Source organism: Flavobacterium aquicola, assembly GCF_003385115.1.
GTDB classification, from domain to species: domain Bacteria; phylum Bacteroidota; class Bacteroidia; order Flavobacteriales; family Flavobacteriaceae; genus Flavobacterium; species Flavobacterium aquicola.
This window is the reverse complement of the sequence record NZ_QUNI01000003.1, coordinates 186868-203067: the sequence shown is the minus strand read 5'-3', so window position 1 is coordinate 203067 and position 16200 is coordinate 186868. Positions and strand designations below refer to the sequence as shown.

Below are 16200 nucleotides of genomic sequence, written 5' to 3'. Positions count from 1 at the left end.
CAAATCAATATTCTAGAGAGGATTTATCTCCATTTGCGATAACTTTTGCTCCCGATGTTCCTATGCGAAGCACACCCATATCAATCATTATCTTCGCTTCCTCATATGTTCGCACCCCGCCTGCAGCTTTTACGGGAAGAGGCGATGCGTTTTCAAGCATGATTGCAATTGCTGAAACTGTAGCTCCATTTGGTAAATCATTTTCTGTTTTATAAAAACCTGTTGACGATTTTACAAAGACTGAACTGAATTCCTCTGGTTTAAAATTAGAAACTACAACATTTCTAATAAGCGCTGTCAGGTCTGCAATTTGTGCATTATTAAGAGCTGCCACTTCGATAATCCATTTTACTATTCGATTATTATCAAGACCGAGCTGAGTCCCTTTCAAAATTTCATACTCAACCAAATCAATATTACCAGCCTTAAAAGCTTCATAATTGCATACAAAATCTAATTCATCAGCACCATTTTGAATACATACAAGTGCTTCCTTTAATTTTCCAGCGACTGAAGACGTACCTCCCGGAAAATCGATAACTGTACCTATTAAAACTTTTGAATCAGCGTTTTCAATCAATTCTTTTGCTAAAGCAACTCTGTCCGGCCTAATCATTATCAGCTTAAATTTTTCGTCTATAGCTTCCTGAATAAAACCTTTGGCTACAGCTTCATTTTCACTCTCTGTCAAACCAGCCTGACTATTTGTTTTTAAATACGTAGAATCCAAATATTTTTTAATATCCATTATCATTATAATTTAAAAAGGAAAAAAGCGTAAAATTACATTATTCGAGTGAAATGACATCTATCAAATACCACTTGAATCAAAAAACCCACCGAAGTGGGTTCTTAATTTTTCAATACTATATTTAAAACATTGTTTTTATAACAAATTACAACTGTAAAAACTGACATTGCTGCTCCAACTAAATTAGCAACAGCGTCCAATACATCTGCACTCCTTGTTGTTGTAATAATTCCCTGCAATATTTCAATACCTGCTCCAAACACAAATGAAAATAGAAACGAAATCAGCAAAGGTCTGAATATAGAATCCGATTTTAATTGTTTATAAAAAAACAAAAACCAAAGAAATGTAAACACGAAATGAAAAAAAGCATGAATACATTTATCTAAATTTGGGATATTTACGGTAGGAAGATCACTTGATTGTACCAAACAAAAATAAGCAACTATTCCTGTCCATAATAAAGCAGCTATAAGCAGAAAATATTTAGGCACCAATAAGTTCTTTATAAGCTTCACCCGAAAGAAGTTCTTCTATTTCTGAAGGGTTAGAAATTTTAATTTTAATCATCCACCCGTCACCGTATGGATCTGCATTTACACTTTCAGGAGTACTTTCTAAAGCATCATTAAAAGCAATAATTTCTCCAGATAACGGAAGAAACAAATCAGATACTGTTTTTACTGCTTCAACAGTACCAAAAACTTCATCTTTATCTAAAGTCTGATCCAATGTCTCTACCTCTACATATACAATATCTCCTAATTCTTTTTGCGCAAAATGTGTAATTCCAACTGTAGCAATATCGCCTTCAAGACTAACCCATTCGTGATCTTTTGTGTACTTTAAATTTGCTGGTATGCTCATAAAATGATAATTGATAATTAATAATTATTTTTTGCACAAATGTAACAATCTTATGTACAATTATAGGTTAGATTTTCAAAAAATTAATTTCCAAAATTATAGCGGAATGTAAATCCTGAACTAATATTAGTCAAAGGAAATGAAGTCGAAATAATTGGTTTAGAAAAAGAGTGATTGTAATAAAAAATGATTGTCAGGTTTTTGCTCAAAGAATAATCGGCAGTAGTATTCAATGTCCAGATATTTTGTCCGCCTCCCAATTGATTGTTATCATAATCTAAATAGCGAACAATAGTCTGGCTGTCTCTATAAGTTAGATCAGCTTTGATATTGATATCACTTTTTATAATTCCTGTTGGATTATCTGCCAGTTTAGAAGAAAAAATTACATCTTTAATTCTGTATCCCAGCCCAACAACATATTCAACACCATGTACCTCTGTTAATAAATTATTGTCAAAACTCATAGACAAAGCTCTATCTCTATTTATTTGAGTTAACACCTTAAATGAATTTTTTAATTCAAAATCAATACGGACTAAAGGATTAAACTGTTCAACCAAAGTAACATTAGACATAATAGTAGGACTGAAAAAATTATTACTGTCATCTACCCCATTTGGATTATCATCATATTTATAGTTCGATCTAAATGAATTGACAGTATAAGACGCTCTGTAATTTTGCTGCAAAGAGAATCGTTTAAAGGTTTTCTTAAAAAATTCATACCGCATTAATCCATTATATTTAATTGCCCAATTGGGAATTGGAAATTTTTTAAATATATCTAATGAAACATCATTAGCACTTGTTCCCGAATAGGCGGCTAAAAATGATGGTAATAAGACAGCCTGACTGTTTTTCCCAAATCCAACTGGATAGCCATTATTTGCGATAGTGGTTTTTCTAAATGGATTGTTTGGATTTGCCGGACTATCAATCGGCGCAGTATTATCTTCCGGAGGCAGTGAAGTAATATCATATCGAGGTACTGGCTCTCCAGCATAATGATCATTAGCCAAGCGATCTGCAACAGAGAGCCTGTTGTTTCTAAACTGATCAAAAGCTGTTGATCTCACTTCATTACTTGTTGAAAATGAAGTACCAATCAATACTGTCGATATCGAAAATATACCATAATTATATGGTGATCGATGGTTATAAGTACCGTCCTCTGAAACATCATATTGTTCTGAAAAATTTTCAGAATAGGAACGATCCGCTAATAAGTCAATTTTAAGATCTGGAATTATTTCTAAATTGGCAGACCCTTTGAATGTTTGAGTATTTATAGTTGTATAATTTTGATTAAACTCTTCATAGTTTGTCAGCCAGCCTTTTTTAGCTGCCTCATACCGTATATCACTTTGGCTTCCAAAAATAAAACCTAATGTTGGTTTAGATGACCCGAAAAAACCAATACCCGGCGTAAATCCAGGCAAAACAGTTCCCTGATTTTCCGTAAACGTCATCTGGATACTTTTTACACTTGTTAATACTCCTTTCAAACCTTCGACAAACTGATTTTGATTAATTTTTTTCAGAGGGTCTTTTTTGACAATTTTTTCACCGGGTTTAGGCGGTGCCACTGGTTTAGGAGCACTATTCACAGAACCCTTACCAATCCCTATATACTTATACAGAGTCTCCATATTGAAGGTCGTATTAAAAGTAGTGGATTTAGCATTTTGTATAGTATTCCCTAAATTATAGGACACTCCCTCAATAACAGCATTGCTTAAAGCAGTAGAAGCCTGCTGCCAGCTATAATCTCCTGTATAGGAATAATTCGCTTTGATAAATCCTAAAACAGGGATTTTATTCAAAGGGATTTCATAATTTAAAATAAACTGCTGCATATGAAAATTTGGCGTTCCTGTATCCAGATATCCATCCCAAATCGTTACACCATCAATAGGATTATCATCTTCATCCAAATAATTTTTCACTAAATTACGAGATGCCGCTGTATAATTTATTTTTAAAGATTTAGTCAGATTATAATTAAATCCGTACTGATAATTAAATCCAAAATTTCTTCTAAACAAAGGTTCAAAGCCAATACCAATGTCTTCAACCTGTCTAAACTGCTGTTCGTTACTTTGTCTAACCACATTGGTGCTAAAAGTGACATTAGAAGGCAAATAGTTAAAATTAAGATCACTTAAAAACTTCCAGTAACTGCTTTTCTTCATGAACTTCGTTTTTTGAAAAGGTTCTACCGGCTTTGGCTGAAATGCAAAAGCATAATCCAATGTTGTTCTTGACTGCTGATCTATATTTTTTTCTATTTCAAAATCATGGCGTGCTACTTCATTATAATATTGCGAGAAAGTGAAGTTTTCCACATCATAAGGCATAGGTTTTTTCTCTGCATCTCTGTCTTTTCGCACACCAATTAAGTTGATACTTTTTCGTTTAGTATAATCTATAGCCTGATTCAATTTAGATTTTCTTTCCTCTTTAGAATCAGCATCATCCAAAACTTGTTTCAGTTTAATATCTTCATAAATAGGATCATACTCCGGTTTAATAATTTCTTCACCTATAGAATAATTAAAAGGTAAATTAATCCCCCATTTTTTAGGCAGAAACCTTCCAAGATTAATATTAGTCACGATATTATACTGCTGAATATCTTCTCTGCTTCTTTCATTTGGACCTTGCTCTATAGTTCCAAAACCAAAGTTTTTTATATTCCCGGTCATTGAAACTGTAGCTAAATCAGCAAAATTAGTATCAATATTTAATAAAGCTGCCATACCTCCTTTATTATCCATATCGGCCAAGCGAAGCTCATTGAACCATACTTCACCCTTTATATTCTTTTCTGGCTCATTACTTTTTAGCCCAAGCATAATATTCCGAATCAAACCTAAATTGGGATTACCCTTTATACCCAATCGTAACTTGTTATCTCCATCTCCATCTTCTCCTGCTAAATCAGGATCATCATCTGCATAATAAATTCCATCTGCCGGCAAACTGGACTTATCTTTTTTAATATATTTTAATTTTAAGTTCGTTAATGATGCTAATGACAAATCTATTTCATTTTCTGATGGCCACACTGCATCAGCACTTACACTACAACCACCTGAAGACTTAGTTACTTTTAGAGGAATTTCAATTTGATAAAAATCTGTAGAATAATCGGCACCAATACGCAGGAAAGCAACCATCTGATTATCATCTAATTCTATTTCATCTTTTAAAGATTCTGCATGCAGAAACATTTTAAGATTTTTATACTGGCGCATATCAATATTGAAATTTTTGAAAGCACCACGACTATTTTCCGAAGACGACAAGCTTTTAAGAGGTTTTAAACCACCTCCTGAAACCCGCATAGATAGTGATTGCTCATCCTGATTGATAACAGTATTATTATTGTACAATTGCTCTCTTTGTACACTTGGAGGACTGATATAATTTATAGGACATTTATTGGAATTTTCTTCAAGGTTGACCGAAGCAGTTTCAAAAACAACGGCATCATCCTTTACATTCAAATCATCAGGATTTAATGAATTTGCATAACGACGCCATTCTCCACGCATTAAATCTAAAGATCCAAAACGCAACGTAACCTGATCCGTAAAGTTGGTCAGAAACATTCTCATAAAACGGATAGACATTAAATCTACAGGTTTCCCTTCTACATTTTTTCCGATTTTATTTTGTGGCAGAGAAATAGGAATTTTAAACTGAATCCATCTCGCTTCGGTCGTAGTACCATTTGCCAGAGTAACCGTCGTGTTACGCACATCCGAAACATATTTCTGCCCTATATCCATATTTGCATTTATGTCTACGCTATATTCATAATAAGCATTTATGGTATTCATGGTATTATCTCTATTGACATCTTCTACATCAGGAATTGTTGTAGAACCTCTATTTGGCGAATTAATACTCACATTGGAGTTATTTTCTACTCCATTATAATTTTTATATCTGTCAAGTACGCTTCCCGAAGTATTTAAATAATAAATATAATCATCTCCTGCAGGATCAGGATCTGAAGCATAATTTGTATACTTACTTCCTTCCTGGCCTGAAGCAAGCCCGTCAAAACCTATATCCTGATTAACACGATTACTTTCATTATTGTCAAAAGCATAAATTAATGATTGCGACGCTGGAGCATTACCCCAAGCCGGAGCCGGATTTACCATCACCTGATCAGGTCCAAAACCATTTTCATATACTTTATAATCATCTTTCAGCACATCTTCGGAAATTTCTCCAAGATTAAAATAAATTTTACCTGTATTAGTATTTGATGTTTTACCTTGTCCCACATAAGGATCCATAACCCAGAATTGGATATATTCTACGTTGCTTTGTTCAAAATTCGTTGCACTTAATGACCTTACAATTCCTCCAAAATTTTCATTCGGAGCATCGGCCACATTTAAGTTATTATTATACGGACCGCGTTCTTTAGGATAATAACTCATATCCAATGTATTTACCACAAGGGACTGTCCTTGAGCAATATCAGTTAACGGATACAATTCTTCACTATAAACTCTCCTTGTGGCATTTGTAGACAAATCATCATTAGATATTCCCGATGGTTTTGAGGTATAAAAAACGGGATCTATAGAATACCATGCTAATTTTGCTCTTTTAAAACCAGAATCAAGACCATCTAATTTACCATTAAAGTCATAAGTACTGATATTGTTATCTTCAGGAGTGGAAGATAAAGTCCAGGCAAAAGGAGACCGTAAATCTATTGATGTCTGTGAACTTTCAAAATCATCAACATAGATTGTAGATTGGCCCTCAAAACTATCTCCTTTCGATGCGTTTGGCATTAAATAAGCTAATTCACCACTAACAGCAATTGATGAGGGAGCATCCGTATCTATATTAGGCAGTTTATTAACCAAACGTGTAAAAAATGGAACTTCAGAAGAAAAATTACCATGAAACCCAAAAATACTATTATTAACTGATTCTTGTCCATAACTGGATTTTTGAGTAAACGGCTTTTCTTTCATATTCAAAAAAGTAGCACCGACCATAAAATTTTCTGAAATTAAATGATCTACATTCACACCAAAAAACCTTCTGGTCTGCTGGCCAAATATTGAATTATTTTCTAATGAAATTTCAATTGGTGTGTTCGAAGCCTGCAGCGAAGGATCAAGAATCTGAACTTTTCCTAATTGATAATTTACGCTATAATCTACTCCTTCGACCAAAACCCTGCCCGCAGCTGTAACTTTAACAGAACCTAACGGAACATTAAACGCACCTATTGGAATTCCGTCCCCGCCCACAGATTTATATTTTCCCCGCAAAAGGAATTTATTCAGCTCAGGATATTGTATAGCTTTGGCCTGCGTGACACGGTACATATATGGATTTACATATTTTTTCTGATTATCGTTATAGGTCGTTACATCATTATAATTTTCTGTAGGGTCACCTGTTCCCAGCTTAGAAAACAGTAATTCACCAAAAGGCTCTTTAGTGGTAAAAATCAATCTTCCATTTTGACTGTCAACGGTCATACCAGGAATAAAATCAAAAAAACCGTCTCCTCCTGCTTGCGGGTCGTTGTTATAATTAAGTTTATCTACATCAAATACTTTCAATAAGGTAGTATTGGTAACAGTATAAGGTTTTGGCGGATTTAAATTTTGATTATCCTCGTCAGGAAAAGGAGTTCCTGCAACAGGTGTTATATAATTTAATGCCGATGGATTTTTATATAAAATGTTTAATCTAAAATCCTCCTGAATCAATTGGTAAGCTCCCTGTATCTGATAAATGTTTTTCATCATCAGATTCCAAACAGGATTTGCTACATTTGTCAGACTGCTTTTTAGCATTTTCAAAATTAAAGTCTGAGAAATTACCGTTTGATTAGAAGATTGATTTCCTCCAACGACTGTTGCGTCTACTCCGTCATTTGCAAACTCTCCCACTTGATATACTTTATCGCCAATGGAATATTGATATGCCACAGCCAAAATTTCATCATTTCCCAATCGCTGCTGCAAAGAAATATAACCCAATTGCGCATTAAAAGTATACTCATTTGGCAATAGCTTCCTTGCGTTTTCTAATTTTGAGTAATCCTGTCCTTCATTAACATCAATTGAAGGCGAGAATCCAGATTTTGCCGTAACAATTTCACGAATATTACTATTTAGATATCCTGTATTAGAACTAATTAAAGCTGGGTCATATTTATTATTCTTATTATCTGATGGATAGGATTTTTTTAAATTTGGCTGGTTAATGAAAAAATCTGACGGAATAGGATCCAAAACTACTACCTCATTTTGCCTGCCAATTATTGGATTACCTTCCGAGTCTGCCAACTCCCCTTCCCCTAAATCCTGAAGTGCAATAATATTTCGTAAATTATTGCTTGTTGCATTTACCCTATTCTGTTTATTGGTGACCCAAACTTCTATTCTTGTAATCTGAACCCTAGAGCTAATTAGCGGATAACTTTTTAAAGAGGCATCATATTTATCTCTAAAATATTGAGATAGGAAAAAATGCCGGTCATTATCATAATCTAATCCATACATTTCAAACTCCTGAATAGTACCGCCGCCTTGTGCCGTAACGCTTTTGGCCTGTGATTTTTGTTCCGAGAAAACACCTGTTACAGTAGTTTTTCCAAATTGCAATTCGGTTTTTACTCCAAATAAACTTTGCGCCCCTTGAATCAAAGTACTATTCAAAGGCATGCTGACATTTCCAACTTCAATTTTGCGGACAATATCATCATCTGCAGGCGTGTATTCCAGTTTTAATAAATTTTGAAAAGCAAAAGTAGACTGAGTATCAAAATTAGCATTCACCTGAAGTCTTGTACCAACTTTCCCCAGCAGACTCATACTTATTCGCTGATTAAAATCAAATGAGGTATTGGTTCGATTTCTAGATGAAAATGCAGGATTATCTTGTTTGGTATAAAGCAATCCTAAATCCACTTCGATAGACCCTGTAGGTTTAACGTCAATAGTATTACTTCCAAAAATAGATTCAAACAATCCTGATTTTATATAATAACGAGGTAATAAATCTTTTTTAGCAGCGTCACTTCCTTTTTTATTACCATCAATTGCATCCAGTTTTTGATTAAAATATTGACTCATTGATTCTTTCAGCCGAATTTTTTCATACTCTGCTGGAGTCAGTACAATTGGGTAATTGATATTAAAATCGTCTACTGAATTGGTATAAATATAGGTATTAGTAACGGGGTCATAAGTATAAGCAGACAATATGCTCTGAGGATTTGCTAATTGAATTTCACCAACATCATATCCTTTTTTTATCGTATCCTGAACAGCATCTTGCACTTGAGCCTGAGACACAAAGCCACAAAAAAACACCAGCAAAAAAAAGTAGATTTTATGCATATCAATCAGGCTAGTAAATGACCTCTTATAAATTTTTTAAAGCTTTTTTAATTATAGTTTCCACAGTAGCCTCTGGATCTTCTTTGATGATCTTTTCAATAACTTTTTCAGAAGTTTTTCGAACAAAACCAAGAACTTCTAAAGCAGATAACGCCTCATCTTTATTTGTATTGCTTTGCAGCATTGAAACTTCGTCCAAATCATACAATTTTAACACTTTCTCTTTTAAATCTAGAATTACCCTTTGTGCAGTTTTACTTCCAATTCCTTTTATTTTCTGAATAGTTACGACATCTCCAGATGCAATTGCATTAATAATCTGTTTGGGTTCCAAAGAAGAAAGCATTGTTCGGGCAATACCAGCACCAATACCAGATACTGACAATAACATTTTAAAAATTTCTCTTTCAGATTTCTCGACAAAACCGAACAATACATGCGCATCTTCCTTTATCTGCAGATATGTAAACAGCTTTATAAAATCAGTATTAGGCAGTAAAGAATAGGTGTGCAAAGATATATTCACATGGTAACCAACTCCACTACAATCGATCACAACTTCTGTAGGGTTTTTTTCTACTAATTTTCCTTGTAAATGTGCTATCATAAATAAATTATAGGCCCAAATATAATAAAATTTGAGATTAAAAGATAATCAAAACACTAATGGTCTACACTTTATAAGCACGAACCAATATAACGCATTTCTAATCTTAAAATCTCAAATCTTAGTAAGTCGGAATTTCGAGTTTATTTCCCTTTTAATCTCATGCTTTTTTCTTGGGCATCGATAACTGCAATAGCAGCCATGTTCACCATTTCCTCAACACTGGCGCCTAATTGAAAAACATGAACTGGGTGTTTCATTCCCATCATAATTGGTCCTATTGATCCATTTTTATTCAGTTCTTTCATTAATTTATAAGTAATGTTAGCCGATTCAAGATTTGGAAAAACCAAAGTATTTACTTTTTTTCCAGCTAATTTTGAAAAAGGAAACTTAGCAGACAGCATATCTGGATTCAAAGCAAAATCAGCTTGAACTTCGCCGTCTACAATAATCTCGGGATGATGCTGATGCAGATATGCAACTGCTTCTTTTACTTTTGAAGCACTTACATTTGCCGATGAGCCAAAATTAGAATATGATACCATAGCTATCACAGGCTCAACACCAAACATTTTTGCAGTATTAGCAGTCATAACAGCAATTTTTGCCAATTCTTCTGCCGTTGGATTAACATTTATTGCAGTATCCGATAAAAACATTGGACCTCTGGCGGTCATCATAATATTGGTCGTAGCCACCAGCGAAACATGAGGTGCTTTCCCTATTATCTGCAATAACGGTTTAACCACAGATGGATAACTTCTAGAATGTCCGGAAACCATTGCATCTGCCTCTCCTGTATTGACCATCATAGCTGCAAAATAGTTACGCTCTCTCATGAACTTTTCAGCATCGAATAGCGAAGTACCATTTCTTTTTCTTGACTCCCATAATTCGGTAGCGTATCTGGTTCTTCTTTCTTGTTCTTCTTCCAGTTTTGGATCTATAATCTGCACATCGGCATCAAACCCTAACTCTTCTTTTAATTCTAAGATAATTTCTTTATTTCCTAATAAAATTGGGAAACCTATACCATCTTCATAAACAATCTGAGCTGCTTTTAAAACATCCAATTGTTCTGCTTCGGCAAAAACAATTCTTTTAGGATCAGTTTTGGCTCTGTTAGTAATTAAGCGAACCATTTTGTTATCGTTCCCCAAACGTTCCAATAATTCCTCTTTGTATTTATCCCAATCTGTTATTGGATTTAATGCAACACCAGAGTCCATAGCCGCTTTTGCAACCGCAGGAGCAACTTCAGATATTAATCTAGGATCGAAAGGTTTTGGTATAATATATTCTCTGCCAAATACCAGTTTTTTAGCACCATAAGCAATATTCACCTGCTCTGGAACATTCTCTTTTGCAAGTGCGGCAAGAGATTTTACAGCAGCCATTTTCATGGCTTCATTTATTTTTGTAGCACGAACATCTAACGCTCCTCGAAAAATATATGGGAAACCAAGTACATTATTAACTTGATTAGGATGATCCGAGCGTCCTGTTGCCATAATTACATCCTTACGGGTAGAAACGGCAAGATCATAGGCAATTTCAGGATTTGGGTTTGCCATAGCAAAAACAATTGGATTGTCTGCCATTGACAATAACATTTGAGAACTCAAAACATCGGCAGAAGACAGACCAATAAAAACATCAGCATTTTTTACAGCCGATTCTAAACTAATTCGCTCCCCTTCTACTGCATATTTTTGCTGTAATTCAGACAAAGACGAATTATCTTTAGTTAAAAGTCCTTTACTGTTGTACATTAAAATATTCTCTTTTTTCACTCCTAGTAAAACATACAAATCAGTACAAGCAATCGCTGCTGAACCTGCCCCAGAAACGACCATTTTTACATCTTCAGCTTTTTTATCAGCCAATTCCAATGCGTTAATTAAAGCTGCAGAAGATATAATTGCCGTCCCATGCTGATCATCATGCATCACAGGAATATTCAATTCTTCAACTAGTCTGCGTTCGATTTCAAATGATTCAGGAGCCTTAATATCTTCTAAATTAATTCCGCCAAATGTTGGCGCTATGTTTTTTACAGTCTGTATAAACTCTTCAACATCTTCGGTACCAATTTCAATATCAAATACATCGATATCCGCAAATATTTTAAACAAAAGGCCTTTTCCTTCCATTACTGGTTTTCCAGCTTCTGGTCCAATGTTACCAAGTCCTAAAACAGCTGTCCCATTTGAGATAACAGCAACTAAATTTCCTTTTGCAGTGTATTTATAAACATTATTTATGTCTTTGGCGATTTCCAAACACGGTTCAGCAACTCCAGGAGAATAAGCCAAAGACAAATCTCTTTGGGTTGCATATTTTTTGGTAGGGACTACTTGTATTTTTCCTGGAGTTGGCTCAGCGTGATACAATAACGCTTCTCTTCTTTTACTGTCTTTGTCCATTTTTTTAATTTATTTTTTCAACAAACAAATATAGTTTACTTCAATCAAAACAGGCACTATTATATTATCCTATTCTTATATTTTATTTTCAGATAATCTATTTTAAAAAAAATAGCTGCGTAATACCGCAGCCACTTTTTTTTAAACAATATGATCGATAACTACTTAACGCGATATATAAGAATCCAAATGCTTAATGGTTTCTTTCTGCACTTCAATTATGGCTTTTACCACATCTCCAATAGAGACAAGTCCAATTATTGATCCATTTTCAATCACTGGCAAATGTCTAATTCTTCTTTTACTCATTATCTCCATACAAAATTCCAAATCATCAGAAGGTTTGACAGTTACCACATCGCACTCCATGATTTCACTTACTGGTGTTTTTTTGGAAGACTTATCTTTTAAAACTATTTTTCTAGCATAATCTCTCTCCGATAAAATTCCTTTTAACTCACCATTTTCAATTACGAGGACAGCTCCTATATTTTTTTCACCCATGACTCTCAGCGCTTCAAATACAGTAATGGTTGAAATAATAGAATAAACTTCCGCTCCTTTTGTTCTTAATATCTGATTTACAGTCATAATAGATGATTTTTAGAAAGTTAAATTTAGAAAAAAAAGATATACAAAAAGCAAAAAAATAAAATTATTTAGCCCTTTAAAACATAGCTGAGACTTAAAAAATTATAAAACCTTAAATAAAAACAGTCTTTAATACCATAAAAGATAATGATAAAGCTGCATCAATATTACGATTTATTCTAAGAAAAGAATATTCCGCTGTAGACCATTAAATTTAGATCGTTTAAGAGGAGAATCCTTAAACACTTTTTTAAAAGTTTCTTCGGTAATTTCTATCCAGTCTTTTTTGGACATTGAAAGTAATTCGGAGTTTGCATTTAATAAAGGTTCATCATGCGGTTTTGAAAAACGGTTCCAAGGACAAACATCCTGACAAACATCGCATCCAAAAGCCCAGTCATCAAATTTGCCTTTCATTTCCATTGGAATATTATCTTTCAGTTCAATTGTAAAATAAGAAATGCATTTACTGCCGTCAACCACATACGGAGCAACAATTGCCTGTGTAGGGCAAGCATCCAGACAAGCGGTGCAGGAACCACAATGATCCGTAACTGCGTGGTCGTATTCCAAATCAAGATCAATAATAAGCTCAGCTATAAAATAAAAAGAGCCTGTTTTTTGAGTCAGCAGATTACTGTTTTTGCCAATCCATCCTAAACCGCTTTTGGCTGCCCAAGCTTTATCAAGAACAGGAGCTGAATCTACAAAAGCACGCCCTGAAACTTCACCAATATTTTGCTGAATTGAAAACAAGAATTCATTGAGTTTTTCTCTGATGACGAAATGATAATCCTGTCCATAAGCATATTTAGAGATCTTATATGAATCAGGATTTTGGGTTTCTGAGGGATAATAATTTAATAAAAGTGACACCACGCTTTTGGCATCATCTACCAATAAAGTTGGATCCAAACGCTTATCAAAGTGATTTGCCATATAGGCCATCTGCCCATTATAATTATTATTCAGCCAATTTTCCAAACGCGGTGCTTCTTTTTCCAGAAAGCCAGCTTTTGATATACCACAAGATAAAAAACCGAGGCGCTTGGCTTCGGACTTTATAAACTTTGAATATGATTCTTTGGAATTTATCATTATCTTTTGGCAAATAAAACTTCAACTCCAACTGGTTTTAAAGTAACCAACGGATTAAATTGAACCTCACCGCTAACTGGTTTTATCTCGTACTTTTTTACAATTTTAAAAAGCGTTATACACATTTCATAAATAGCAAAACCAGTACCTATACACATTCTGGGACCTGCCCCGAAAGGATAAAAATACTGCATAGAATGTTTTTTTTCTTCACCCAAAAATCGCTCCGGATTAAATTCATCGGGATTTTTCCAATATTTTGGATTGCGGTGTAACTCATACAATGAAATACCAATGAGTGTTCCTTTTTTTATATAATAAGAAGTGATAGTATCATCCACAACATTTTGCCTGTCAACAATCCAAGCTGGCGGATAGAAACGCATTGATTCATTCAAAACTGCATTGATATAAGTCATTTTCTGCAGCTTATCGACAGTTTCGCCTTCTTGTGATTCAATCTCTGCAATTTCCTGCCATACTTTTTGCTGAACATCAGGATGCTTTGCTAAAAGGTAAAGCGTAAAAGTCAAAGCATTTGCAGTTGTTTCATAACCTGCTACAAAAAGAATTTTTATCTCATCAATTAATTGAGTCACCGGCATCCCTTCACCTGTATCTTCATATCTCGTTTCAAGAAGCATCTGCAGCAAATCATTAGTCTGCACATCTGAAGCAATTCGTTCCTCAATAATTCCCTTAATTATGTTGTTATTTTCTAAAGACAATTGAAAATGCTTTTTAGTCTGCCCGCTTAAAGAAAACCACCAGCCTTTATGAGGAAGTCTTACTTCTTTGATTAAGAACTGCTGTACTTCATCTATAATAAATTTTATTCTATTTAATGTTTCAGCAGAAGTAGAAAGCTGAAACAATGATTTGGCAACAACATTATACGCCAACTGACTCATTACAGGAAATATATCGACTGGTTTTTCTTCAGCAAGTTCCTTCAATTCTGAATCGATAATCTGTTCCATATTGGCAACCAGCTGATTCATTTTCTGTTTATGAAAAGCAGGCTGAATCAATCTTCTTTGTTTTAGCCAAAAGTCTCCATCGGATGTCAAAAGTCCTTTACCAAGATATTTTGACAAATACACTGTTTGAATATTAGACTTATGATAGTTTTTATGATTTTTCTGTAATATATAAGTCGCTACTTCATTATCCCTTGACAGCATCAAATGCTTAGTCCTGCCTATTCTTACAGAAAAAGTATCGCCTAATTTATCAAAATATTTTTTATGAAACGGAATAGGATTTCTTCGAATACCTTCTGCATCTAAAAAGAAATTAACTATTGAAAGTTTTTCAGGATAATTATATTTCTTATTCATTGCAAATGATACTAAATTTTAAAAAAGTCCGCCTTGTATATTAGTTTTAATTTTACCCAAATGCTTATAGGCTTTTTCAGTTACTTCCCTTCCTCTAGGGGTTCTCATAATAAAACCTTCCTGAATCAGAAAAGGTTCGTAAACCTCTTCTATAGTTTCACTGCTTTCGGATACGGCTGTTGCCAAAGTCGTTAAACCTACAGGACCGCCTTTGAATTTATCAATAATAGTATTCAGAATTTTATTATCCATTTCATCAAGACCGTGAGCATCAACATTTAATGCTTTCAAGGCATATCTTGCAATTTCAATATCGATTGTTCCATTTCCTTTTATCTGCGCAAAATCACGAACACGACGCAATAATGCATTAGCAATACGCGGAGTTCCTCTGCTTCTGCCTGCAATTTCTATCGCCGCTTCCATAGTAATTGGCATTTTAAAGATCATAGCACTTCGTTCAACAATAGTCGTCAAAAGTTCAGTTGTATAATATTGCAATCTTGATGATATACCAAAACGGGCACGCATAGGAGCTGTCAAAAGTCCAGAACGGGTTGTCGCACCAATAAGCGTAAAAGGATTCAGATTAATTTGTACTGTTCTGGCATTTGGCCCAGACTCAATCATGATATCGATCTTGAAATCCTCCATAGCAGAGTATAAATATTCCTCAACTATTGGACTCAAACGGTGGATTTCATCTATAAACAAAACATCCCGTTCCTCAAGATTTGTAAGCAATCCAGCCAAATCACCAGGCTTATCCAAAACAGGGCCAGAAGTAATTTTAATACCTACTTCTAATTCATTAGCCAAAATATTCGCCAAAGTTGTCTTACCCAAACCTGGAGGTCCGTGGAAAAGAGTATGGTCAAGTGCCTCTCGCCTTTGATTAGCAGCTGCAACAAAAACCTTCAGATTTTCCAATACCTGATCCTGACCCGAAAAATCATCAAAAGACAGTGGCCTTAATCTTTTTTCAATATCTATCTCTTCTGGGCTAAAATTATTATTCGTAGGATCTAAGTTCTCGTTCATTTGATAAAGATAAAAAAAGTAATCATTGTAATAAAAAAATGCCTCTCATTTAATGAAAGGCATTTATATAATTTTA

General features: G+C 34.3%; 10 protein-coding genes. All 10 read right to left on the bottom strand.

Annotation, left to right across the window (positions count from 1 at the left end):
* Positions 1 to 4 precede the first annotated feature (4 nt).
* Positions 5 to 748, bottom strand: coding sequence for a deoxyribose-phosphate aldolase (deoC, locus tag C8P67_RS05915; RefSeq protein ID WP_115811346.1), 744 nt, complete (start codon positions 746 to 748; stop codon positions 5 to 7).
* 104 nt (positions 749 to 852) lie between these two features.
* Positions 853 to 1245 (bottom strand): VanZ family protein, encoded by a 393-nt coding sequence (locus C8P67_RS05910; RefSeq protein ID WP_115811948.1) that lies wholly within the window; start codon positions 1243 to 1245, stop codon positions 853 to 855.
* Complete coding sequence (gene gcvH, locus C8P67_RS05905; RefSeq protein WP_115811344.1) at positions 1238 to 1618, bottom strand: glycine cleavage system protein GcvH; 381 nt, start codon at positions 1616 to 1618, stop codon at positions 1238 to 1240. Before gcvH ends, C8P67_RS05910 begins: the two co-directional genes overlap by 8 nt.
* 83 nt (positions 1619 to 1701) lie before the next feature.
* The gene (sov, locus tag C8P67_RS05900; protein ID WP_115811342.1) at positions 1702 to 9018 is read right to left on the bottom strand and encodes a T9SS outer membrane translocon Sov/SprA; all 7317 of its coding nucleotides are present in this window, start codon (positions 9016 to 9018) and stop codon (positions 1702 to 1704) included.
* Positions 9019 to 9043: 25 nt separating this feature from the next.
* A complete protein-coding gene (gene ruvA / locus C8P67_RS05895) occupies positions 9044 to 9625 on the bottom strand; it encodes a Holliday junction branch migration protein RuvA (protein ID WP_115811341.1) in 582 nt (193 codons plus the stop codon).
* Between the two features lie 143 nt (positions 9626 to 9768).
* The gene (locus C8P67_RS05890) at positions 9769 to 12054 is read right to left on the bottom strand and encodes an NADP-dependent malic enzyme (RefSeq protein ID WP_115811339.1); all 2286 of its coding nucleotides are present in this window, start codon (positions 12052 to 12054) and stop codon (positions 9769 to 9771) included.
* A gap of 165 nt (positions 12055 to 12219) precedes the next feature.
* On the bottom strand, positions 12220 to 12645 hold the full coding sequence (locus tag C8P67_RS05885) for a CBS domain-containing protein (protein WP_115811337.1): 426 nt from the start codon (positions 12643 to 12645) through the stop codon (positions 12220 to 12222).
* Between the two features lie 174 nt (positions 12646 to 12819).
* Positions 12820 to 13743 carry a tRNA epoxyqueuosine(34) reductase QueG gene (gene queG, locus C8P67_RS05880; RefSeq protein ID WP_115811335.1) on the bottom strand — a complete coding sequence of 308 codons (924 nt, stop codon included), beginning with the start codon at positions 13741 to 13743 and terminating at the stop codon, positions 12820 to 12822.
* Positions 13743 to 15083, bottom strand: coding sequence for a cytochrome P450 (locus C8P67_RS05875; protein WP_115811333.1), 1341 nt, complete (start codon positions 15081 to 15083; stop codon positions 13743 to 13745). The genes queG and C8P67_RS05875 overlap by 1 nt, the downstream gene beginning before the upstream one ends.
* A gap of 18 nt (positions 15084 to 15101) precedes the next feature.
* The gene (gene ruvB, locus C8P67_RS05870; RefSeq protein WP_115811331.1) at positions 15102 to 16124 is read right to left on the bottom strand and encodes a Holliday junction branch migration DNA helicase RuvB; all 1023 of its coding nucleotides are present in this window, start codon (positions 16122 to 16124) and stop codon (positions 15102 to 15104) included.
* Positions 16125 to 16200: the final 76 nt, after the last annotated feature.